Origin of the sequence: Pseudomonas glycinae, from assembly GCF_001594225.2 — a bacterium.
Lineage (GTDB): Bacteria > Pseudomonadota > Gammaproteobacteria > Pseudomonadales > Pseudomonadaceae > Aquipseudomonas > Aquipseudomonas glycinae.
The window spans coordinates 410030-431871 of record NZ_CP014205.2 but is presented as its reverse complement, the minus strand read 5'-3'; the positions used below and the strand labels follow the sequence as shown (position 1 = coordinate 431871).

At 57.5% G+C, this 21842-nt stretch carries 19 protein-coding genes and 3 pseudogenes; 9 read left to right on the top strand and 13 right to left on the bottom strand.

The genetic code is table 11. The features are described from left to right. Positions 1 to 50 precede the first annotated feature (50 nt). Both AWU82_RS01995 and AWU82_RS01990 read right to left on the bottom strand, forming a co-directional pair. Positions 51 to 365 carry an antibiotic biosynthesis monooxygenase family protein gene (locus AWU82_RS01995; RefSeq protein WP_064383661.1) on the bottom strand — a complete coding sequence of 105 codons (315 nt, stop codon included), beginning with the start codon at positions 363 to 365 and terminating at the stop codon, positions 51 to 53. Then, complete coding sequence (locus AWU82_RS01990; protein WP_064383658.1) at positions 362 to 1069, bottom strand: CTP synthase C-terminal region-related (seleno)protein; 708 nt, start codon at positions 1067 to 1069, stop codon at positions 362 to 364. Before AWU82_RS01990 ends, AWU82_RS01995 begins: the two co-directional genes overlap by 4 nt. A 15-nt stretch (positions 1070 to 1084) precedes the next feature. Here AWU82_RS01990 and AWU82_RS01985 point away from each other — a divergent pair, with 15 nt between their 5' ends. Further along, entirely contained in the window at positions 1085 to 2026 is a 942-nt protein-coding gene (locus AWU82_RS01985; protein WP_064383656.1) for a LysR family transcriptional regulator, read from the top strand. Here the strand turns inward: AWU82_RS01985 and AWU82_RS01980 are convergent, their stop codons facing one another. The 5 genes and pseudogenes from AWU82_RS01980 to AWU82_RS01965 form a co-directional block, all read right to left on the bottom strand. Further along, entirely contained in the window at positions 2027 to 2557 is a 531-nt protein-coding gene (locus AWU82_RS01980; RefSeq protein ID WP_011335556.1) for a DUF1003 domain-containing protein, read from the bottom strand. A gap of 61 nt (positions 2558 to 2618) precedes the next feature. Next, positions 2619 to 3056: pseudogene (locus AWU82_RS29450) on the bottom strand (methyl-accepting chemotaxis protein); the annotation flags it as partial. A 156-nt stretch (positions 3057 to 3212) separates the two neighbouring features. Beyond that, positions 3213 to 3848, bottom strand: a pseudogene (locus AWU82_RS29445) (PAS domain-containing protein); the annotation flags it as partial. A gap of 265 nt (positions 3849 to 4113) precedes the next feature. Continuing rightward, on the bottom strand, positions 4114 to 5166 hold the full coding sequence (locus AWU82_RS01970) for a diguanylate cyclase (protein ID WP_064383652.1): 1053 nt from the start codon (positions 5164 to 5166) through the stop codon (positions 4114 to 4116). Between the two features lie 146 nt (positions 5167 to 5312). Next, on the bottom strand, positions 5313 to 5921 hold the full coding sequence (locus AWU82_RS01965) for a TetR/AcrR family transcriptional regulator (RefSeq protein ID WP_064383649.1): 609 nt from the start codon (positions 5919 to 5921) through the stop codon (positions 5313 to 5315). Positions 5922 to 6135: 214 nt separating this feature from the next. Here AWU82_RS01965 and AWU82_RS01960 point away from each other — a divergent pair, with 214 nt between their 5' ends. Then, on the top strand, positions 6136 to 7209 hold the full coding sequence (locus tag AWU82_RS01960; protein WP_064383648.1) for an MBL fold metallo-hydrolase: 1074 nt from the start codon (positions 6136 to 6138) through the stop codon (positions 7207 to 7209). Between the two features lie 112 nt (positions 7210 to 7321). Beyond that, complete coding sequence (locus AWU82_RS01955; RefSeq protein ID WP_064383645.1) at positions 7322 to 8839, top strand: amidase family protein; 1518 nt, start codon at positions 7322 to 7324, stop codon at positions 8837 to 8839. Positions 8840 to 8888: 49 nt separating this feature from the next. Here the strand turns inward: AWU82_RS01955 and AWU82_RS01950 are convergent. The 3 genes and pseudogenes from AWU82_RS01950 to AWU82_RS01940 form a co-directional block, all read right to left on the bottom strand. Continuing rightward, a pseudogene (locus AWU82_RS01950) lies at positions 8889 to 9210 on the bottom strand (XRE family transcriptional regulator). A gap of 43 nt (positions 9211 to 9253) precedes the next feature. Continuing rightward, entirely contained in the window at positions 9254 to 9571 is a 318-nt protein-coding gene (locus AWU82_RS01945; RefSeq protein WP_064383644.1) for a helix-turn-helix domain-containing protein, read from the bottom strand. 92 nt (positions 9572 to 9663) lie between these two features. Beyond that, the gene (locus tag AWU82_RS01940) at positions 9664 to 10431 is read right to left on the bottom strand and encodes an AraC family transcriptional regulator (protein WP_064383642.1); all 768 of its coding nucleotides are present in this window, start codon (positions 10429 to 10431) and stop codon (positions 9664 to 9666) included. 112 nt (positions 10432 to 10543) lie between these two features. Here AWU82_RS01940 and AWU82_RS01935 point away from each other — a divergent pair, with 112 nt between their 5' ends. The 3 genes from AWU82_RS01935 (at position 10544) to AWU82_RS01925 (ending at position 13412) form a co-directional block, all read left to right on the top strand. Continuing rightward, complete coding sequence (locus tag AWU82_RS01935; protein ID WP_064383640.1) at positions 10544 to 11359, top strand: sulfite exporter TauE/SafE family protein; 816 nt, start codon at positions 10544 to 10546, stop codon at positions 11357 to 11359. A gap of 56 nt (positions 11360 to 11415) precedes the next feature. Continuing rightward, positions 11416 to 12135 (top strand): DUF6933 domain-containing protein, encoded by a 720-nt coding sequence (locus AWU82_RS01930; RefSeq protein ID WP_064383638.1) that lies wholly within the window; start codon positions 11416 to 11418, stop codon positions 12133 to 12135. Positions 12136 to 12221: 86 nt separating this feature from the next. Continuing rightward, positions 12222 to 13412, top strand: coding sequence for a hypothetical protein (locus AWU82_RS01925; RefSeq protein ID WP_064383636.1), 1191 nt, complete (start codon positions 12222 to 12224; stop codon positions 13410 to 13412). 3 nt (positions 13413 to 13415) lie between these two features. On the opposite strand, the gene AWU82_RS01920 is transcribed toward AWU82_RS01925, so the two are convergent. Further along, entirely contained in the window at positions 13416 to 14402 is a 987-nt protein-coding gene (locus tag AWU82_RS01920) for a hypothetical protein (protein ID WP_064383635.1), read from the bottom strand. A gap of 172 nt (positions 14403 to 14574) precedes the next feature. On the opposite strand from AWU82_RS01920, the gene AWU82_RS01915 reads away from it, so the two are divergent. Then, the gene (locus AWU82_RS01915) at positions 14575 to 15672 is read left to right on the top strand and encodes an HNH endonuclease (RefSeq protein WP_064383633.1); all 1098 of its coding nucleotides are present in this window, start codon (positions 14575 to 14577) and stop codon (positions 15670 to 15672) included. A gap of 166 nt (positions 15673 to 15838) precedes the next feature. Here the strand turns inward: AWU82_RS01915 and AWU82_RS01910 are convergent, their stop codons facing one another. Together AWU82_RS01910 and AWU82_RS01905 are read right to left on the bottom strand one after the other, a co-directional pair. Further along, the gene (locus tag AWU82_RS01910) at positions 15839 to 17089 is read right to left on the bottom strand and encodes a ribonucleotide-diphosphate reductase subunit beta (protein WP_007951068.1); all 1251 of its coding nucleotides are present in this window, start codon (positions 17087 to 17089) and stop codon (positions 15839 to 15841) included. 555 nt (positions 17090 to 17644) lie between these two features. Then, positions 17645 to 17905: a DUF2790 domain-containing protein gene (locus tag AWU82_RS01905; protein WP_011335542.1), complete on the bottom strand. Its 261-nt coding sequence runs from the start codon at positions 17903 to 17905 to the stop codon at positions 17645 to 17647. A gap of 463 nt (positions 17906 to 18368) precedes the next feature. On the opposite strand from AWU82_RS01905, the gene acs reads away from it, so the two are divergent. Together acs and aotJ are read left to right on the top strand one after the other, a co-directional pair. Next, positions 18369 to 20324 (top strand): acetate--CoA ligase, encoded by a 1956-nt coding sequence (gene acs, locus AWU82_RS01900; RefSeq protein ID WP_007951065.1) that lies wholly within the window; start codon positions 18369 to 18371, stop codon positions 20322 to 20324. 732 nt (positions 20325 to 21056) lie between these two features. Further along, complete coding sequence (gene aotJ, locus AWU82_RS01895) at positions 21057 to 21830, top strand: L-arginine-binding protein AotJ (RefSeq protein WP_064383630.1); 774 nt, start codon at positions 21057 to 21059, stop codon at positions 21828 to 21830. The last annotated feature ends 12 nt before the right edge of the window (positions 21831 to 21842 follow it).

Genomic DNA, 21842 nt, shown 5'->3' with positions numbered 1-21842 from the left:
CTGTGGGAGCGGGCTTGCCCGCGAAGGGGCCAGTGAATACACCTCAATACTCACTGGCCGAACCGATATTCCCGCTCCACCCGACACACCCGCGTCTGAAACGCCGAATACCACTCAGCCCGCCCGCGCGCCTGAATCACCCGGTGCTCCGGATGCTCGCGCCAGGCGAGAATCGCCGCCTCACTTTCCCAGTACGAAACCGTCATCCCCACTCCGTCTGCCCCCCGGATCGAATCGATACCGAGAAACCCCGGTTGCTCTTTCACCAGTTGCATCATGCGCTCGGACGCTTCGGTGTAGCCGTTGTCGCCTTCGGTGCGGGTTGAAGTGAAGATCACGGCGAAACACTCAGTGTTCGGATTCATCGAGATTGCTCCGAGCAGGCTTCAACAAACGCCCGCACCAGTGGCGGCAATTGCCCCTTGAGCGCTGCGCGTTCCGGCTGGAACAGTGTGGCGACGAAGAACACATGGTTTTTCAGTTCAATGGCGCGCAAGTCGCCTGACGAATCGTGACCTACGGCGTGTAGTTCATGGGTCAGCAACTCCCGTTCGAATTGCGGATTCACACCGTAGCGGCAGCGATAGCCTTCACGAATTTCCGACGTTTCGTACGCACTGGCGATCAACGAACCGGGCACCAGATGAATGCTGTCCACCGCTTCCACCAGAGAGCAGGTCAGCGGCGTGAGCACCGCACGACTGGCGTCTGGCGAGGTTTCGCCGTGCTCGGCATCGGTCCAGCCCAGCACGTGGCGGGAAAACTCCAGCACGGCATGTTGAAAACCGCCGCAGGTGCCGAGGAAAGGGCGCTGCTGTTCGCGTGCAAAGCGGATGCCCCGCAGGGCGCCGGCTTCACTCTTGTAAGGGCTGGCCGGAACGCACCAGAAACCGTCGAAACGGTCGAGCGGTGTATCGGGGTGAATCCCGTCCGTGGCCAACCATTCGAAATCGACCGGACGGCGAAGGTGTTCCGCCACCAGTCCGAGGGCGACCGGGATGGCCTGGTGGGCAGTAACTTGCCGGTCGTAGTCACCGATCAGGGCGATGCGCAGGGCTCTGGATTCCATGAGTGTTCGCTGTGCTTGTTGAGGGATGACGCTCACTATAGATTGGCGTTCACGCACTCAATATGGGCGTTTCCCCAAGTGATTAATGCAGCGACGCACTATCGGCTCGACTTCCCGGATCTGGCGCTGATTCTCGCCCTGGTGCGCGGCGGCTCTTTGGCCCGGGCCGCGCAGCTGTTGAAGGTCGATGTGTCGACGGTGTTTCGCGCCGTGCGCCGACTGGAAGCTGCACTCGGCCAGCAACTGTTCGAAAAAAGCCGCGCCGGTTACCTGCCCACCACTCTCGCGCAGACCCTGGCAGAGCAGGCCGAACGCGCCGAGCAAGCTTTGGAAGCGGCGCGAATCGGCGTGGAGCAGGGCGGTGAAGTGGTCAGCGGCACGGTGCGCCTGACTTGTACCGACTCGGTGCTGCAAGGTCTGCTGCTGCCGGCGCTGGCGCAGTTCATGCCGAACTACCCGGCGCTGACCATCGAACTGAGCACCTCCAATGATTTCGCCAACCTCAGCCGCCGCGATGCCGACATCGCCCTGCGCCTGACGCGCACACCACCGGAGCATCTGGTCGGACGGGAGCTGGCGAAGATTTCCTACCGTGTCTGCGCCAGTCAGCGTTATCTACAAAATGTTGAATCGGCCGATCTGGCGGCGCTGACCTGGATCGCCCCGGACGACTTTCTGCCCGATCACCCGACCATCGTCTGGCGCCGCCTGCACTTGCCTGGCGTGACGCCGGGCTATCGCTGCAACAGCATGCTGTCGGTGACGGAGCTGGTGCGCGCCGGGCTTGGCGTGGCGGCGTTGCCGGACTTTCTGATAAACGAAGGGCTGCAGGCCTTGAGCGAACCCTTGCATGGTTACGACACCGCGCTGTGGCTGCTGACCCGCCCGGACTGCCGCGTGTTGCGCTCGGTGGTCACGCTGTTCGATGAACTGGGGCGGGCGCTGAGGCTTTCGTGATCAGCCCTGCTGGGTCTGGCGCATGTGATCGTGCAGTTCGCGGGTCAGGCCTTCGATGCGCTCGGTCAGGTTCTTGGTCATCTCCGTGAGTCGGGTGTTCTGCTCCAGCAGCTCAAGCAGTTGCGCGGTGTTCTTCGCCGCTTGCGCCTGGCGCTCGCTGTTGGCCACGGCCAGGGCTTCGCGATGTTGCGCGTCAGCGTCCGATTGCGCTTTGTCGCGTGCAGCCTGACGAGTCTGTGCCAACAGAATCAGCGGCGCGGCGTAGGCGGACTGGAGGCTGAAAGCCAGGTTCAAGAGGATGAACGGATAAACGTCGAAATGGGTCACGCCAAAGATGTTGAGACTGATCCACAACACCACGATCAGCGTCTGCGCGCCGAGAAAGGTCGGCGTGCCGAAAAAACGCGCAAACGCCTCGGCCCGCAAGGCGAACTTGTCGTTACCGAAGGTTGTGTTGAGGTGGGCGTGGGGGCGATGAAAGCGCAGGTGATCGACAGGGGCGGTGGAGGATTCGGTTTTTTCGGTGGTCATGACGGACTCGGCAGGGCTTGGGACGTTGAGTCACTATAGCCCTGCGTCGCCCGTGTTGGCCTTATCCCGGCGCACGCTCGTTGGCAAACATGCTCACCGCTTCCACGGCTTCGCTGGCGCCGTCCCGAATCTGCAGAATCACCGTACCGGCCTGATCCGCCAGCTCCACGCCTTGCGCCGCTCGACCACGGGTGCCGTCCATGCTCTTGATCGCCTGACGGGTTTCGGTCTGGATCAGGCTGATCATGTTGGAAATTTCCGCAGTGGAGCCGCTGGTGCGCGCTGCCAACTGCCGCACTTCATCGGCCACCACGGCAAAACCGCGACCCTGTTCGCCGGCTCGGGCGGCTTCGATTGCAGCGTTCAGGGCCAAAAGATTGGTCTGATCGGCAATCGCGCGGATGGTGTTGACGATGGCAGTGATCTGCTCGGAGCGTTCGCCGAGTTGCGCGATGAGGGTTGAGGATTCGGCAATGTCGTCGGCAATCTCGCGCATTTCACTGGCGGCTTGCTGAATCACTTGCGTACCTTGCTCGGCGACTTTTCGGGTGGCCACCGAGATGTGATAGGCGGCGCTGGCACTGCGCGCATCCTGCTCGTGCTGTTCGACCCGGGCGGTCACGTCCGACGCGAACTTCACCACTTTGCACAAGCGGCCGGCGGCGTCGTAGACCGGGTTGTAATTGGCTTCAAGCCATACGGTCTGACCACGTTTGTCGACGCGTTCGAACTGGCCCTGAAACAGTTCGCCCTGATTCAACCGGCGCCAGAAATCCTGGTAGGCGCTGCTGTTGACCAGTTGCGCGGGGCAGAACAAGCGGTGATGTTTGCCTTTGAGTTCGGCAAGGGTGTAACCCATGCGCGTCAGGAAATTCTGATTGGCGGTGAGAATATTGCCGTCGAGATCGAATTCGATCACCGCCATGGCGCGGTCGATCGCCTGCAATTTCGCATTGGCTTCGCTTTCCTGCTGCACTTTCGCGGTGACATCCATGGCGTACTTGACCACTTTCACTACGCGGCCCGAGTCATCCTTGATCGGGTTATAGCTGGCTTCGAGCCAGATCGGTCGGCCCTGACTGTCGATGCGTTCAAAGGTGCCGGACTGGAATTGGCCGCTTTTCAATCGCGACCATAATTCGGTGTACTGATTGCCACGGGCAAACTCTGGAGAACAGAAATGGCGATGAGGCTGCCCGACCACCTGTTCGCGGGTGTAACCCATGGTTTTCAGGAAGTTGTCGTTGGCGCGCAGAACGACACCGTCGACATCGAATTCGATCACTGCCATGGAGCGGTTGATCGCTTCCAACAGGCCGGCTTGTTGGTTGATGGTGTTTTGAAGATCGACGAGGGCGGTCTTGTGACGATTGAAAATCATGCTCGTGGCACTCTGGAAATAGGGCTGAAGGTGGGGTCCCTGTTTCCGCGTCAGCCAGCCAGATAGCTCGATGGCTGGAAGCAGTGTGCCAGCATCCTGGCTGGCGGATTAACTTATACAAAACTTTATAAACTTGTACAAGAAATCGATTTTTCTCAATTTTGTACAAGTTTTTTCAGGCGGGTGATCGGCTCAACGCTACGCTGATTGTGTTACGTCCCGTGTGCTTGGCCGTGTACAACGCCTTGTCGGAATCTTCGAACCACTCAAGGGCGTCGGCGTAAGAGGTTTGATAGCGAGCAAGCCCGATACTCAGGCTGACCCGCAGCTCGGAAACGTCGGGATGGCGGTATCGATCCAGTGCCTGACGCAGTTGCTCCATCAGCGCTTCAGCCTTGCTCAGGGGCAGGTTGGGCAGGATCACGCAGAATTCATCGCCACCGTAACGCCCGGCCAGCTTGCTTTCGTCGAGTACGAATTTCAGCTCATGGCTTAACTGCCGCAGCACCGCGTCGCCGACGATGTGCCCGTAACTGTCGTTGATCGACTTGAAATGATCGATGTCGATCAGCGCCAGGATGGCTTGGGAATTGTGCTGCCGGCACTGTTGGAACTTGAGGTGCAGCAGGTCTTTCCAGGCGCCGTGGTTGAGCAGTCCGGTCAGGCTGTCGGTACGGCTCAGGGCGCTCAGGGTGCGTTTGTGTTCGGCGAGTTTGATCGCCAACCGGTAGCAAACCATTCCCAAAGCCAGCGGATAAAGGGTCAGCATTGGCAGGCAGGCCAAGACCTGAGTCTGTGTAGCCGTCAGGGTGAAATGGACGCCGAACACTGACCAGCCCAGCAGCACGCCGATCACCTGGGCGAGGGCGCCCAGCCAGAACAGGCGCACGCCACCGGCGGCCACGTTGTTCATGGTCATCATCGACAGAATGGTCACGGTGGTCAGCGGATTGAACTGGAAACAGGCGGTCCAGAAACCACCGAATACCGAATCATAGAGCAGGTTGCGACGTTCGGCGCGATACGGAAAGGCCGAGCGGGTCGACCATTGATAGGCCACATGCGGCCAGAGAAAGCCGTTAAACAGCAACACGGCCCAGAGCCAGGACGGCATGTTCAACGGATACAGCGCGGCACCCACACTGAAGAAGCCGATGCCTAATCCGATGGCCCGCGGCAAGTAAATGCGCCTGGCGAATGACAAACCTTTGCCGCGTTGGTTTTCCATGATGTTCTACGCCAGATTCATTCTGAAACACTTTGCAGTGTAATTCTGCAGACAGACCGTTCATCGGCCAATGACAGACATTGTCATTTATTCCAGCGGGAAAATTCAGTGTCCTTGTGAGCCATTTACCATGGCGCAGGCCTGAGCTAGAGCTGATAGCAGGTCAGGAACATATCGAGTGCAGAGTCGACCACGGCATTTTGCGTAGTGCTGTCGAGCGAGGGTTGGCCCAGGGAGATCTGTGGCCAGAAGGCAAAGGTTTTCAGCAGCCCTTGCACTTGATGGGCGGCGAACGCCGGATCGACCGGTTTCAATCGACCATCCGCCTGGGCGGCGCGAATCCACACAGTCACGCTTTCCTCACGTTCGCCCATGCGCGCCACCATGTTCTGCGCGCGCTCTGGCGAATGGATCGCCGCCGCGATGGCGACACGGGCCAGATTCATGAAATTGTCGTCCGCCATCATTTGCAGTTTGGCCAGCAGCATGGTTCGCAATTGATCGCGCAATGGCTGATCGGGCTGATACGAGACGGTTTGCTCGGTGCTGATCCGTGCCCACAACTGGTTGAGAATTTCGGCGAACAGCTCTTCCTTGCTCGGAAAATGGTTGTACACCGTACGCTTTGACACCCCCGCCGTGGCCGCGATCTTGTCCATGCTGGTGACCTCGAAACCGTTGGTACGAAATTCGGTGATCGCAGCCTGGATGATGGCTTCGCGTTTACGGTCAGTGAGGCGCTGAGGAGCTGTCATAAATTCGATTCGGCAGAAAAAGGGTGAAGTTACACTCGGCAGTTTACTTGTCATCGGGTTTGATGCAACCTAGAAAGTACACCGGTCAGTGTAATGTTGCGTTAATCGGTGCAATCTAAAACCCGATGTCCGGCTGATGCGTGCGTGCCTTGGCCATTTATCGTCCCACCGTGGAAAGCCGTGAATTGCGCGGTGTTTCCGGAGTCATTCAGTCATGGCCAAATCAAATTCTCCCGCGGTTAGTCCAGCACCTGAAGCTTCGCGCCAGGCCGAAGGGACTTTCCGCAACCACGCGCCGGTGCAGCGCGAAGGATTGCGCAAGATGCTGCGCATCATGTGGAACATGATCTTCCACAAGCCGCGCAACACCCGTCCTGCGTCGGCCATCCCAGTGCAGCCAATGACCCGCGCCGACCTGATCGCGGCTCCCAACCACAGTGTTTATCGCCTCGGCCATTCGACCTTGCTGCTCAAGCTGCAAGACAAATTCTGGATAACCGATCCGGTGTTTGCCGAGCGCGCCTCGCCGGTGCAATGGGCCGGGCCGAAACGCTTTCACCAGCCACCGATCAGCATCGATGAATTACCGCCGATCGAAGCGGTGATCCTGTCGCATAACCACTACGACCACCTCGACTATGAAGCGGTGCTGAAACTGGCGGACAAGGTCAACGTGTTCCTGACCCCGCTGGGCGTCGGTGACACCCTGATCAAATGGGGCATCGATGGCAGCAAGATCCGCCAGTTCGACTGGTGGCAGGGCACCGAAGTCGCCGGCATCCGCTTCATCGCCACCCCGTCGCAGCACTTTTCCGGGCGGGGCCTGTTCGATAGCAACCAGACGCTGTGGGCATCCTGGGTCATCATCGACGGTGACAAACGCATCTTCTTCAGCGGCGACAGCGGCTACTTCGACGGTTTTAAACGCATTGGTGAAGAGTACGGACCGTTCGACCTGACGCTGATGGAAACCGGCGCCTACAACGTCGAGTGGCCTCACGTGCACATGCAACCTGAAGAAACGTTGCAGGCTCACCTCGACCTCAAGGGCCGCTGGCTGTTTCCGATCCACAACGGCACGTTCGATCTGGCGATGCACGCCTGGCATGAGCCGTTCGACCGCATTCTTGCGCTGGCATGGGAACGCAGCGTGTCGATCACCACGCCGAGAATGGGCGAGGCTTTTAACCTGATGCAACCGCAGCGTGGGGACGCGTGGTGGTTGGAAATGGAACAAGAGATGTCAGAAAAAGGGAGCATTGCTTGTAGCGGCTACAAGGCTGGGTGAGTTTTCCTACCGGTACTGGTTCTTGTTGCTGACAGCCGATTCCTGCGGCTTCGGTAGGCTTGGTCGCGAGTGAAATGACTCACTCGTGATTGGCTTAAACAAGGATTAGAAAATGAAATTCCGCTTTAAGGGCAGACAGAATGCGCTCGCGCAGGCCTTCCTGCTTTCGCTCACCAGCAGCGGCGCCTTCGCGGCGCCCTCCAGCGCACCCCTTGAGTACGCAAGCGCCAGCGAGCTGAGTGCAATGATGGTCAGCAACGAACTGACTTCAGTCGCGCTGGTTCAGCACTTCATCACACGCATTGCGGATCTGGACAAGCAAGGTCCGACCCTCAATGCCATTATCGAAATGAATTCCCAGGCTCTCGACATCGCAGCCGCGATGGACGAAGAGCGTGCGCAAGGCAAGATCCGTGGGCCGCTGCACGGTATTCCCGTGCTGCTGAAAGACAACTTCAATACCGCCGACAACATGCAAACCAGTGCAGGCTCACTGGCCATGGTCGGGCAACCGGCGGCTCAAGATGCGTTCACGGTTAAACAACTGCGCGATGCCGGCGCCATCCTGCTGGGCAAGGCCAACATGAGCGAGTGGTCGGGGATGCGGGACTTGTCACTGCCCTTGGGGTGGAGCGGGCGCGGTGGTCAGGGGAAAAATCCTCATGTCCTCAGCGAAAGTACTTGTGGTTCCAGTTCAGGTTCGGCGGCAGCGGTTGCCGCAGGGCTCGCTCCACTGGCTCTGGGAACTGAAACCAACGGCTCGATCAGTTGCCCAGCGTCGGCCAATGGTGTGGTTGGCGTCAAACCGACGCTCGGATTGTTCAGCCGCTCCGGCATCGTGCCTATCACCCGCTTGCAAGACACGCCGGGCACAATGACCCGAACCGTGCGGGATGCCGCGCTGTTGTTCAACGTCATGCAAGGCGTTGATGCCTCTGACAGTGCCACTGCCGACGCGCCCACTGGCGTCGACTACACCGCATTGCTCTCCAGTGAAGCGCTGCAAGGCAAACGGATCGGTTATCCGGTTGCATACACCGGATCCCACGCTACGGTACTGAACCCGAGTCTGGAGATGCTTGCTGCAATGGCCACGCTGGAAGAGCAAGGCGCTACGCTGGTCCCGCTGACTGTGCGTCTGCCGGACATCGATGACTACATTAACGGTCTGATGGGCGCGATGAAGCATGAGCTGCCCGAATATCTCGCCAGCCGCCAAGGCTTGCCGATTGACTCCTTGCAGGCACTGATAGATTTCAACCAAGCCAACCCCGTTGACGATTCATTCGGCCAGCAGACGCTTGAGGCCATCAACGCATCGGCGCTTTCCCGCCAAGAGTCGAGCACACTGCTTGCTACTATCAGTCAGAACTTCAAAGACGCTATCGATGAGCAGGTGCGTGAGCACAATCTGGATGCACTGTTCGCCGAAGCGGACGGCTTTTCCCAGTTCTCCGCCGCCACCGCAGGCTACCCGGCAATCACCTTGCCCTCGGGCATGAGCGATGACGCCACGCCGACCTCCGTGACCTTCTACGGCCAGCAGTGGAGCGAGCCACAGTTGTTTGCCATGGCGTACAGCTACGAACAGGCTTCGATGGAATTGCGTCATCCGGGGTTCAAGGAGTAAACACCCTGTTGGCAGTGCGTTGTCTTCGACTATTTCAAGCACTGCCGTATCAAGCGAACACCACCTCAATTCGGCCCTCTTTGCGAGAGCGGGGGGGCCGGTTTGACCACAATCTGCACATCTCGGCCGAGGTGGGAAAGGCATTCCATCATCTTGGCCTCACTGATGCCGCGGAATTTTCCTCTCAGCATTTCGGATAGCTTGGGTTTTGATAACCCCAAGATTTCAGAAGCTTGAGATTGAGTGAGATGACGCGCTTTGATGATTTCACCGATCTTTGAGGAAAGCTGTGATTTGATCCTCATCTCATTGGCGTTTGGTATCTCTAGATCCTCGTAGATGTTCCCTCTACTTTCTTCGATTCCAATCAATTTCGAGTTCCTTCCGCGTGTGGGCCGACCTCAACGGGTCTTTTCAATCAGTCATTGCATAAGTTTCGCGATCAACCGACGTGGGCATCGCACCTCCGACATTCCCCCCACGACCCGGCGCAAACCCCGGGAAGAACACCAACCCCTGCGCCTCAAACCGATAGGTCAACGCCAGCCGCACCGCATCCGCCACGTCCTGCTGCGCTTCGAATCGCTGAATGTCGTCTACTGAAACCTTGGCCTCTCGCGACAACTGTTCAACGCTCCAGCCCAACATTCCTCTGGCCTGGACGCAATGGGTCGGGGTGAACTGGAAAAGGGCGATACGTTCGAGGATGAGGTTCATCGCTGAAGAGGCCATGGTGTGCTCCGGGCTCGAGAGTGCTGATGGAAATGTACTGTGTTTTTGTACAGTTGTTTTCGGCCGGGATCAAACGCATTTTTTGATTTGCCCTAGTTCGCCGCCTTCAACCAGACGGACGGTGCCTGACCGAGGATCCGGCGGAACATCGTCGAGAACGCCGCCGGGCTGTCATAGCCGAAATCCAGGGCAATCCGCGTCACTGCTTCACCCGCCGCCAGGCGTGCCAGCGCCAATACCACGCAGGCGCGCTGGCGCCATTGACTGAAACTCAGGCCGGTCTGCTGACGAAACAGTCTGTTGAAGGTGCGTAAGCTTACGTGCAGCTGATCGGCCCAATGCTGGGGTGATTGGTGAGCATTCGGCTGATGCAGAAAGGTCTGACACAATTCGAGCAGTCTTCCGTCAGACGGCAGCGGGATATGCAACGGTAACGGTGCACTGCGCACCAATTCATGCAGCAACAGATCGATCAGCACTCCGTCGCGCCCGGTCAGGTCATAGGTCAGCGGCAACTCCACGGCTTCCATCAGCAAATGCCGTATCAACGGCGACACACTGATCACCTGACAACGTTCGCCCAGATCCACCGCCCCCGGTTCGATATACAAACTGCGCGTGCTGACCCCCAGCATCAACACCTCATGCGCCACCCCCGGCGGAATCCACACCGCCCGCTGCGGCGGCACCACCCAGTTGCCATCATGCGTGCTGACCTGCATCACCCCAGTCGCGCCGTACAACAATTGCGCCCGCCGATGTGTATGACGAGGCAACAGATAGCCGTGGGAATAATCCGTACCGATCGCCACCACCGGGCGCGGCGTGTCATCCAGCAGATTGATCGAAACATTGCGCATCGAGCGGCACCCAGCAGTTGGCGTAAACGCAAACATTATTGGCTGACTTGCTGAAGCAGGCCAAGCGCTGCGGCTCTATCGTCGACCGCTCCCAACCAACGGACGACGCGCCATGTTCTACCTTCTGCTGACACTTTTCGGCTGCCTGACCGGCGTCACTGCCGTGCTCTTCGGCTTCGGCGGCGGCTTCGTCGTCGTGCCGCTGCTGTATCGCATGCTCACCGCGAGCCACGGCGCCGACGACCCGATTAGCCAATCCGCCATGCACATCGCCGTCGCCACCTCGACCTGCGTGATGATCGTCAACGCACTGGTCGCAACCGACAAACACCGCCGCGCCGGCAACCTCATCCGTGATTACCTGTGGCCCTTGGGCGGATTCATCGGATTGGGCGCGGTCGTCGGCGCAATTGCCGCGGTGTGGGTCAGCGGCGAAGTCATTCGTTATGCCTTCATCGCCTACCTCGGCGTGACGATTGTCGATTGCCTGCTGCGACGCGGATTTCTTACGCAATCCGAAGGCGTCATCCCACGGCGACTGGGAACGGTGGAAACTTCTGGCGGCGGTGTAGGCATCGGCGCCATCGCAACCTTCCTCGGTGTAGGAGGAAGCGTCATGACCGTGCCGTTATTGCGGCGTTGCGGGTTGAGCATGTCGCAGGCGACGTCCATGGCCAATCCGCTGAGCGTGCCCGTGGCGCTGGCGGGGACGCTGACCTACATGGTGATGGCTGGATTTAGCGAGACAGACCTCGGGTCATGGTTTGTCGGATATGTGGATCTGCTGGCGTTTGCGGTGCTGACGCTGGGCTCGATGCTGGGGATTCGACTGGCCACGCCGTGGATCGGACGGATACCGGATCGGGTGCATGCTTGGGTTTATATTGGATTGTTGGTTATTGTGATGTTGGGAATGTCGGCGAGGTAGTTCGCAAGTCGACAGTCCATCAATCGACCACTTCCAGTATTTATTAGAGATCAAGGATGCTGATCTTCAATTGCACCGAAGCCGCCAGTAAGTTCTTCAGTCGTGTCCACCAGGGCAAAAATATCACCCCGGTGGATTTCGCCCCGCCATCATCAACCGTCGAAGATGATGAGATGGACAGTGGTATCGAACAGTGGCTGGTGCATGCGATCACTGTGCAACGAAAGCATGTACTGTTCGCCATGCATATCAAGACTCGCTATTGCATGGTTTTCGCCGACATGAAAAAGGCCGATCTGGATGCATTTGTGGGGCAATTCGCTGATCGCTGGTTCAACGGTGTAATGCTTCATGCAACCCATCACGGGCTCTCCGAGTGGATTGATATCGAACCGTTGATTGAGCGATTCCAGTGGATGTGTCGACCGCAGCAGTTCTATCGCCGCAGCCATCGCAGCGCACAAAAACACATCGATGAAATTGCCTGGGTCTTCCAGGACAAGGCCGCAGGAACCGGTTGTTTACCGCCTGATGAAGTCGCAGCCATGGTGTTCGACGCGCAGATGAACGACACCCCGAGAAACAGTAAGGGCACAAAGGGTTATTACTACCCGGATGAGGAGATGACCGTTCATTGGCTTCGTCGTTATTGCGCTCTGGATGAGGACGAAGTTCAAGCGGCCAAGGACCGGCGCAAGCAAGTGTATCGGGAGATCGCAGCAGCTGAGCACGAAGCCTGGCTGAAGGAATACAACCGACAAAACTCGATTACTTAAACAACCCCCGCCATAATCCGCCCCGATTTTTCCAGCGCCGGCACCCACGTCCCGGCGCGACCTCCGACTCACTCAGGGATCGATCCATGCTCAAGGGACTGTTGCGCCTGGCGCCATATGCCGTGGCGTTGTTCACACTCATTTCCACCGCCCATGCCGAAGATGTCCGGCGCGTGTTCACCGGCACGCTGGGCAAGACGCCGATTGTGGTCGAGATCAATACCCAGAACCCGGATGAAGTGACCGGTCGTTACTTCTACGAAAAATACCATCGGGACCTGCCCCTCAGCGGGTCATTGCAGGACGGCACCCTGACGCTGGTCGAAGGCAACAATCGCTACAGCGACGACAAGCCACTGCCAACTTTGAAACTGGAAGAAACTGCCACTGGCTGGCAGGGCGAGTGGCAAAGTCCGAAGGGCAAGAAGCTTTCAGTGCAACTTTCCGAGGCCAGGCTTCCAGCGCCGACAACTTCTACGCTGCCCTTCATCGCCGCGCTGCCAAACGGTGAGCCGTATGAATATTTGCGACTACAGGGACTCAAGCTCAAACCGCTGAAGAAACAAGACTTCATGGGTTACACCCTGCAATGGTGGACAGAGCCCGAGTCGAAGATTTCGTTGTTCAGCGTAGAGTCCGGTCTGCCAAAAGATGATCTGCAACGGGTTAACCAGCAGTTGCTTGGACGATTGTGGAATGAAGTCATTCGTTATCACGGTTGCCAGCTGCAGGGTGGGGAAAACGTCGACTTCATGCAGAACGCAGACCCCAAAATGATTTCTCCAGCCGTGGTCAGCCTGAACATCTCGACCAGTTATTACTGTGGTGGCGCGCATCCGGACTTCGGTGATTCACCCCTTAACATTGATGTAAGAACAGGCCATCCGTTGTCACTCGAAGATGTGTTGTGGGTAGGTGAGGGCAAGCCACTTCTGCATGCCGAACGAGACAGTCTGGGTGACAAACCCTTGAGCCAAGCCGAAAGTGACGCGCGTTATCAGTATGAAAACAAAGAGCTGGTGCCTTGGCTGATCAAGCAATTCACCGCCCTGTACCCCGCAGAAATGAAGAAACCGACGCAAGATGATGATTGCGACTTCACGGAAGAAAGCGTTTGGGGTTCTTCGCCGTGGTACTTCACTGCGAAAGGTTTGTACCTGGGCGCCTATTTCGCCCGCGTACAACGTTCTTGCGATAGACCAGACTGGTCAGTCCTGCCGTATTCCCTCATCAAACAACACCCCGGCGCCGTCAAACTGCAACTGCCCCAGGGCTGACCATCACGCCAGACCCGGCGCTTCACGAATGATGAAGTGATCCAGGTTCTCGATATTGGCATTGAAAACCTCGAAAGGCTTTTCGGGGTTCTTCTTGCCCGGCACCTGCTTCAACTCCGGCGTCACGCCATAAAAGAAGCAGAACAACTCCTTGTCGCTGTCGATCGCGTGCTTGATCTCTTCCAGAAACGCCTTGCGCTTGCGGTAGTTGTCGATCAGCTTTTTGTTGAGATAGACACTGACCGGATAAGGCTTCTTCTTGCTGTCCTCCGGCTTCTTGAACCAGACCTTGTCCTCGAAATCGATCCGGAAACTGGCGCTGTGAAAGTCCTCGATCTTCTTGATCCGGCCCCAGTAAATCAGCCCCTTGTTGTCCATCAAATACTCAATCTTCTTGAAGAACGAACTGTACGGCGCCGTGTGTTCGCCAATCTTCAACGGCATGCGCTTGAGCAAATCCTTGTCCGCGAAGTTCGACACAAAACACTCCACGGGGTGAGCGAAGACGCTGGTCTTGTCGGGCGCCGTCTCACGACTCGGCGATTCTTTTGAGGGATTAGTCGCCACTCGCACCGGATCATCCCGCAACACATCCGCCACCCCCGCTGGCGCGGCAGGCTTGCGCACATACTCACGGCGCGTCAGCAACAACTCCGACGGGAAATGCTCCTCCCGCCCGTCATCCGTTTCCCCATCCGCCGCCTCAACCCCTGACGCCGACGTTTTCACACTCACATACGGACAACCCGCCACATGCTGCGTACCGGGCAGATTCTTGAAGTGCGGCGTGCGCACGTAATTCACATTCTTGGCGTTGAACGTACCCAATTCGTTGGAAGCATCGAACGCCGAACGACAGGCGTCGTTGGGGCACTGGAAATGCTCCTTCGCAGAATCGAACGCCACCGTCTCATCGAAATTGAGATCGCGAACGTCATAGATCGACAACTTGTCGTCGAGGCTGAGGCAGTAAGCGAGATCGAATTTCATGGTGGGGCTCGGGTCCTTGAGTGGGGGAGGGGTATTAATAGCGGGAGGCGAGTTATGGCGCACCTGAAAGCTATAAATAGTGGCGTTTTGCTCTGTTACGCATTGAAACCCTTTCGCACTTTGGTGAGTATAGGAATTTTCCTACAGCTAAAGTCGAAAAAGGGCAGCATCCGTGGTGATCAAAGCAGTATCGAAGGAACGAATAAGCAAAGCGATGCTGGAATTTGATCATAAATTTCGGGGCAGGCGTGAATGGCAAAGTTGGGAAAGTAACCAAGCCCACCGTTATGCCATTAACGTAGGCGGTGAGCTCTATCCTGCGAAGAAAATCGTCTCATTAGCGACCGGTCTTGCTGTCGGAGATTTTTCCGGGGGGCATCCGACCAACAGCTACCTAGAAAAGCGAGGCTTCACAGTTGTGGAGTTACCGCGTGGGGAAGCTCAACCTCTATTGCAGTTCACACATAATGCGGTTTACGACCGAAGAACTGAGATCAACGGACCGTTCGGTGGAAGTCGACAAAGCGGAATTGCAGCGTCTTCCACCTACCCCGTGATTTTTTTGTTCACGGGCGATAGCGGAGAGCAATACGGCTACAGCGACGGATGGGAGGACGGCGCTTATCTATACACCGGAGAAGGACAGCAAGGTCCAATGACATTGACTCGCGGAAACCGAGCCATTGCTCGGCATGCCGAGGATGGTCGAGCTCTGCACATGTTTAGGTCCCTCGGCAAAGGAAAAGGCTACGTTTACGAGGGTGAGTTTTCTTGCGCCGACATGTTTAAACGTAACCAATTGGATGTGAAAGGCGAGACTCGAACGGCGATTGTTTTTCGGCTAGTTCCTGTTGGTTTTCCGAGTGAAATGATTGAGTCTGAAGTGGAGAATGAGGAAGAGGCTGACTTCCCGGACTCTTTGGCCGCTGCGCGTTTGGTTGCATTGGCGGCATGCAAGCCAGGGAGTGATGATTTAAAACAATCCGGTCCCCGTAAGATCTATCAGCGCAGCCGGAAGGTTGCGCACTATGTGCTGATGCGTGCCAAAGGCGCATGCGAGAGCTGTGAGCGGCCGGCTCCTTTCACGAAAAAGGACGGCACACCTTACTTGGAACCGCATCACGTAAACCGAGTCTCCGATGGTGGGTTAGACCACCCACGGTATGTGGCGGCCGTGTGTCCAAGTTGTCACCGGGAGATTCATTCTGGGGTGCACGGAGTGGCGGTGAATGAAAGACTGAAGCAGCGATTAGAAGTAATTGAAGGTTGATTTAGATGGGGGCCATTACAAAAGCGCCGTTGCCGACGACAAGCATTAGCTAACCCATTGGGAAGATAATTCGCTGCCAATAAAAAGCCCCGATCAAATCGGGGCTTTTTGCTTTCTCAATTCGACGACTCAAGCAGCAATCGTCAAATCGTGGCGAGCGAGACCATTAGTCCCAGCTAAGCGCACCACCAGTTTGGTATTCGATCACACGAGTCTCAAAGAAATTCTTCTCTTTCTTCAAGTCCATGATCTCGCTCATCCAAGGGAACGGGTTGGTAGTCCCTGGATATTCTTCTTTAAGGCCGATCTGCGACAGACGACGGTTAGCGATGAACTTCAGGTAGTCCTCCATCATCGCTGCGTTCATGCCCAGTACGCCACGAGGCATGGTGTCGCGGGCGTATTCGATTTCCAGCTGGGTGCCTTGCAGGATCATCTGCGAAGCTTCTTCCTTCATTTCGGCGTCCCACAGGTGTGGGTTTTCGATTTTGATCTGGTTGATCACGTCGATGCCGAAGTTCAGGTGCATGGATTCGTCGCGCAGGATGTACTGGAACTGCTCGGCGACGCCGGTCATTTTGTTGCGGCGGCCCATGGAGAGGATCTGGGTGAAGCCGCAGTAGAAGAAGATGCCTTCCAGAACGCAGTAGTAGGCGATCAGGTTGCGCAGCAGTTCCTTGTCGGTTTCGACGGTGCCGGTGTTGAATTCCGGGTCGGAGATGGCGCGGGTGTATTTCAGGCCCCAGGCGGCTTTTTTCGCGACCGATGGGATCTCGTGGTACATGTTGAAGATCTCGCCTTCATCCATGCCCAGCGATTCGATGCAGTACTGGTAGGCGTGGGTGTGGATCGCCTCTTCGAACGCCTGGCGCAGGATGTACTGGCGGCATTCCGGGTTGGTGATCAGGCGGTACACGGCCAGGGCCAGGTTGTTGGCAACCAGGGAGTCGGCAGTGGAGAAGAAGCCGAGGTTGCGCATCACGATGCGGCGCTCGTCGTCGGTCAGGCCTTCCGGGTTTTTCCAGAGGGCGATGTCGGCGGTCATGTTGACTTCTTGCGGCATCCAGTGGTTTGCGCAGCCGTCCAGGTATTTCTGCCAGGCCCAGTCGTACTTGAATGGCACGAGCTGGTTGAGGTCGGCGCGGCAGTTGATCATGCGCTTTTCGTCAACGGCGACACGGGCGGCGGAGCCTTCGAGTTCGGCGAGGCCTTCGGCGACGTCGAGGGAATCCAGTGCAGCCTTGGCGCGGGCCACGGCGGCCGAGTCTTCGGCGGTCACGGCGCGGGCTTCGAGGGCGGCGGCACCGCCGGCGCTGTCGAGGCGGTCCATGTTGGCTTCGCTAGCGTGGCCGGCGTTGGCGCCTTTCACTGCTGCTACTTCACTGTCTTCTTTGTCGAATTCGTCCCAGCTCAGCATGACGTGTCGTCTCCTGCGTGAGGGCCTGTGCCCGTGTGAAAACTGATTGGTTGGTTTTTCACACGGCCGTACAGGCCGCGTTGGATGTCGTTTTTTGCAGCGGTGCTACGCAGGCAATAAACAGAAAATTTTTACGGGTTTCCGAGAGCCTCTGACGGGCGCAGGTCAGCGTTGTCGCTGCTGCGGGGCTTCAGAATGGCTTTGATCCCTGTAAGGGAATATTGCTGACCCGATTAGGGCGGCATTATAGGGAAAAAAACACGGGCGTGGGGGAGGGCGAAACAGCGCAGGGCGGTCGAGCGCGCGGGTGATTTCGATCGGAGCGAGGGTTTACAGGGCTTTCGCCGGGATTGGCCCCGGAGAATTTTTTTTCATTAATTTTTTGGCGTGTGATTGATTGCTCAAAAAACGAGCAAAAAACCGCTTTTTTCACTATATCTTGTGTTTTGCAACCCTTTTGCGCCGCTTCAAACACAACTGAGCCCGACCGAAGCCGGGCTGGAATCGACCCTCGATGTAGCGCTGAGTGATCCGATTCGGTGCAGTCTCAACGCATCAATTGGTGCAGCCGTTGCCCATGATGCTGTAACGCAGGATGTGACGCTGACCTTTGGAGTCGTCGTACTCCATTTTCGCCGGAACAACTTCGCAGACATTCGGAACTTCGCTCATCGATACAACTTTGGCGATGTCCAGGTGAGTGGAGTAAGTGTATTCCTCGATGGCTGGTTGTTGCTGTGCGACATCAGTCGGAACCTCGTCTGCCATGGCGGTTGCGCACAGACTGCTGAGGGCCAGAACCAATAAAGCTTTCATTTGACATTTACCTTCTTGAGGTCGAGTGGGGTCACGCAACCTTTTTGGGGTTGCGTGTGGAACTTCATCGTTTTGCTTTGTTACTTCAGAACTGGATTAACAGCCTTCGTGGGGGCTGTAACCTTGTTAATCGCTTTGCCTTGTTGGCGAGGTGAATTTTAGGGAGGCGGGGCAGGGGTAAACAGACCCGGTTTTGATAAACACCTTTGGCAGATTTGGTAACAATCGCTGGATATCGTGTTGGTAATGCTTTGGCTTTCCTGAAAGACCGCGTCGCCTGAATCGCTGGCAAGCCAGCTCCCACAAGGGCTGCGAAGCATTTCGGCAAGGTATTGGCAGCGTGCCTCCGGTGTATCTGGATGTTTTGTAGGGGCTTGTTACTACCATCGTCGAATGGTTCTATACGGGCGCCCCGGCTACAACAGGGTCATACAAAAACAACTATTACACCGAGGTAGGAAAGATGAGTGCGGCTTCCCTGTATCCCGTTCGTCCCGAGGTTCTGGCCAATACGCTGACCGACGAGGCGACCTACAAAGCCATGTACCAACAGTCGGTCGTCAACCCTGACGGCTTCTGGCGTGAACAAGCCAAGCGCCTCGACTGGATCAAGCCTTTCACCACGGTGAAACAGACTTCGTTCGACGATCACCATGTCGACATCAAGTGGTTTGCCGACGGCACCCTGAACGTTTCCTACAACTGCCTCGACCGCCATCTGGCCGAGCGCGGCGATCAGGTCGCCATCATCTGGGAAGGCGACGACCCTTCCGAAAGCCGCAACATCACCTACCGCGAGCTGCACGAACAAGTGTGCAAGCTCGCCAACGCCCTGCGTGGCCAGGACGTACACCGCGGCGACGTGGTGACCATTTATATGCCGATGATCCCCGAAGCCGTGGTCGCCATGCTGGCCTGCACCCGAATCGGCGCGATTCACTCGGTGGTGTTCGGCGGTTTCTCGCCGGAAGCCCTGGCCGGTCGCATCATCGACTGCCGCTCGAAAGTGGTGATCACCGCTGACGAAGGCATCCGTGCCGGCAAGAAGATTTCCCTCAAGGCCAACGTCGACGACGCCCTGACCAACCCGGAAACCAGCAGCATCCAGAAAGTCATCGTGTGCAAGCGCACCGGCGGCGACATCAAGTGGAACCAGCATCGCGACATCTGGTACGAAGACCTGATGAAAGTGGCGGGCACGGTCTGCGCGCCGAAAGAGATGGGCGCCGAAGAAGCACTGTTCATCCTTTATACCTCCGGCTCTACCGGCAAGCCGAAGGGCGTGCAGCACACCACTGGCGGTTACCTGTTGTACGCGGCCATGACTCACGAGCGCGTGTTCGACTACCGTCCGGGTGAAATCTACTGGTGCACCGCCGACGTCGGCTGGGTCACCGGTCACTCCTACATCGTCTACGGCCCGCTGGCCAACGGCGCGACCACGCTGCTGTTCGAAGGCGTGCCGAACTATCCGGACATCACCCGGGTGGCGAAGATCGTCGACAAGCACAAGGTCAACATCCTCTACACCGCACCGACCGCGATCCGCGCGATGATGGCCTCCGGCACCGCCGCTGTTGAAGGTGCGGACGGCAGCAGCCTGCGTCTGCTCGGTTCGGTCGGCGAGCCGATCAACCCGGAAGCCTGGGACTGGTACTACAAGAACGTCGGCAAGTCCCGTTGCCCGATCGTCGACACCTGGTGGCAGACCGAAACCGGCGGCAACATGATGAGCCCGCTGCCGGGTGCTCATGCGCTCAAGCCTGGTTCGGCCGCACGTCCGTTCTTCGGTGTGGTGCCGGCGCTGGTGGACAATCTCGGTAACATCATCGAAGGCGAGGCCGAGGGCAATCTGGTGATTCTCGATTCGTGGCCAGGTCAGGCGCGCACCCTGTACGGCGATCACGACCGTTTCGTCGACACCTACTTCAAGACTTTCCGTGGCATGTATTTCACTGGTGACGGTGCTCGTCGCGATGCCGACGGTTACTACTGGATCACCGGTCGCGTGGACGACGTGCTCAACGTGTCCGGCCACCGCATGGGTACCGCCGAGATCGAAAGCGCGATGGTCGCTCACCCGAAAGTCGCCGAAGCGGCGGTGGTCGGTGTGCCGCACGACATCAAGGGGCAGGGCATTTATGTCTACGTCACCCTGAAGAACGGCGAAGAGCCGAGCGAGCAACTGCGTCTGGAACTGAAAAACTGGGTGCGCAAGGAGATCGGGCCGATCGCTTCGCCGGACGTGATCCAGTGGGCGCCAGGGCTGCCGAAGACCCGTTCGGGCAAGATCATGCGCCGCATCCTGCGCAAGATCGCTACCGCTGAATACGAAGGCCTGGGCGACATCTCCACCCTGGCGGATCCGGGTGTGGTGCAGCATCTGATCGATACGCACAAGACCATGAACGTCGCGTAAGCGGCGGGTCTGAAGGCTGAAAAGCCCCGTCCGGCATTGCGCCGGGCGGGGCTTTTTGTTGTCTGGAGTTTATGGGTTGTTAGTGCTGGCCCCTTCGCTGGCAAGCCAGCTCCCACAGGGATCTCCGTTGCTCCCGCAACCTCCAGCACACCACAAAACCTGTGGGAGCTGGCTTGCCAGCGAAAGCGGTTTGTCATGCAAAGCTGCAACCCTCTGATGGAACAAAAAATCAGCAGCCAATAATTATCGAATTGCTCCGTCAGCCCATTCCCACTGTTACCCGTCCGCCTTCAAGTAACCGAATGTGTAACCGCCTGCTCCGCAACGGGGCAATGAGAAACGCATCGCCCCGTTTTAGAGCCTCAAAACACCCGGTGAAAAATAAGACATAACCCCGCGCTTGCCGGATTAGAAGGGTTTGCGAATAATAGGCCCGCAATTTGCAGCATAGATCGGTTCACTGTCTTTCGCTCTTGCATGAAATTGCAGGGCTGTCAATGTGCTCAAGCGGGTTTCTCGGTGCATCTGTAATTAGTTGTCGCATTGAAGAAATATCGGCTTCGGGCCTGTCGTTAGAATGCCGATCACTCGCTCGTCGTGGCTTGCGTTGAAGCCTTCGCGGTTTTGACTGGAATTGTCCCACGCACGCAGCAACCGATTTCGTTACACCCATTCGCATATTGGGCTGTCGCTCACTCTGCCGTTTTTGCCCTTTACCGATGGAGTCCCAAGATGAAGAAACTTGTGCTGCTTGGCGCCCTGGCACTGTCCGTGCTGTCCCTGCCGACATTCGCCGATGAAAAGCCTCTGAAAATCGGTATCGAAGCGGCTTACCCTCCATTCGCCTCCAAAGCGCCGGACGGCAGCATCGTCGGTTTCGACTACGACATCGGCAACGCGCTGTGCGAAGAAATGAAGGTCAAGTGCCAGTGGGTCGAGCAAGAGTTCGACGGTCTGATCCCGGCACTGAAAGTGCGCAAGATCGACGCGATCCTGTCGTCCATGTCGATCACTGAAGATCGCAAGAAGTCCGTGGACTTCACCAACAAGTACTACAACACCCCGGCCCGCCTGGTGATGAAGGAAGGTACTCAGGTCAGCGAAGGTCTGGCTGAGCTGAAGGGCAAGAACATCGGCGTGCAACGTGGTTCGATCCACGAGCGTTTCGCCCGCGAAGTCCTGGCCCCGCTGGGTGCCGAGATCAAGCCTTACGGTTCGCAGAACGAAATCTATCTCGACGTGGCCGCCGGCCGCCTCGACGGCACCGTGGCGGACGCTACGCTGTTGAATGACGGCTTCCTGAAAACCGACGCCGGCAAAGGCTTCGCGTTCGTGGGCCCGGCGTTCACCGACGTCAAATACTTCGGCGACGGCGTAGGCATTGCGGTACGCAAGGGCGACGCCCTGAAAGACAAGATCAACACCGCCATCGCGGCCATCCGCGAGAACGGCAAGTACAAGGCAATCCAGGACAAGTACTTCGACTTCGACATTTACGGCAAGTAAAGACGTCGCTCG

What these genes read in the sequence shown, in the direction of transcription:
- AWU82_RS01970 (WP_064383652.1), bottom strand. Translation starts at nt 5,166, where the DNA reads ATGGAAAACCAACGCGGCAAAGGTTTGTCATTCGCCAGGCGCATTTAC.
- AWU82_RS01940 (WP_064383642.1), bottom strand. Translation starts at nt 10,431, where the DNA reads ATGCGCAATGTTTCGATCAATCTGCTGGATGACACGCCGCGCCCGGTG.
- AWU82_RS01960 (WP_064383648.1), top strand. Translation starts at nt 6,136, where the DNA reads ATGGCCAAATCAAATTCTCCCGCGGTTAGTCCAGCACCTGAAGCTTCG.
- AWU82_RS01945 (WP_064383644.1), bottom strand. Translation starts at nt 9,571, where the DNA reads ATGGCCTCTTCAGCGATGAACCTCATCCTCGAACGTATCGCCCTTTTC.
- acs (WP_007951065.1), top strand. Translation starts at nt 18,369, where the DNA reads ATGAGTGCGGCTTCCCTGTATCCCGTTCGTCCCGAGGTTCTGGCCAAT.
- AWU82_RS01965 (WP_064383649.1), bottom strand. Translation starts at nt 5,921, where the DNA reads ATGACAGCTCCTCAGCGCCTCACTGACCGTAAACGCGAAGCCATCATC.
- AWU82_RS01920 (WP_064383635.1), bottom strand. Translation starts at nt 14,402, where the DNA reads ATGAAATTCGATCTCGCTTACTGCCTCAGCCTCGACGACAAGTTGTCG.
- AWU82_RS01980 (WP_011335556.1), bottom strand. Translation starts at nt 2,557, where the DNA reads ATGACCACCGAAAAAACCGAATCCTCCACCGCCCCTGTCGATCACCTG.
- AWU82_RS01935 (WP_064383640.1), top strand. Translation starts at nt 10,544, where the DNA reads ATGTTCTACCTTCTGCTGACACTTTTCGGCTGCCTGACCGGCGTCACT.
- AWU82_RS01995 (WP_064383661.1), bottom strand. Translation starts at nt 365, where the DNA reads ATGAATCCGAACACTGAGTGTTTCGCCGTGATCTTCACTTCAACCCGC.
- AWU82_RS01930 (WP_064383638.1), top strand. Translation starts at nt 11,416, where the DNA reads ATGCTGATCTTCAATTGCACCGAAGCCGCCAGTAAGTTCTTCAGTCGT.
- AWU82_RS01910 (WP_007951068.1), bottom strand. Translation starts at nt 17,089, where the DNA reads ATGCTGAGCTGGGACGAATTCGACAAAGAAGACAGTGAAGTAGCAGCA.
- AWU82_RS01955 (WP_064383645.1), top strand. Translation starts at nt 7,322, where the DNA reads ATGAAATTCCGCTTTAAGGGCAGACAGAATGCGCTCGCGCAGGCCTTC.
- aotJ (WP_064383630.1), top strand. Translation starts at nt 21,057, where the DNA reads ATGAAGAAACTTGTGCTGCTTGGCGCCCTGGCACTGTCCGTGCTGTCC.
- AWU82_RS01925 (WP_064383636.1), top strand. Translation starts at nt 12,222, where the DNA reads ATGCTCAAGGGACTGTTGCGCCTGGCGCCATATGCCGTGGCGTTGTTC.
- AWU82_RS01905 (WP_011335542.1), bottom strand. Translation starts at nt 17,905, where the DNA reads ATGAAAGCTTTATTGGTTCTGGCCCTCAGCAGTCTGTGCGCAACCGCC.
- AWU82_RS01990 (WP_064383658.1), bottom strand. Translation starts at nt 1,069, where the DNA reads ATGGAATCCAGAGCCCTGCGCATCGCCCTGATCGGTGACTACGACCGG.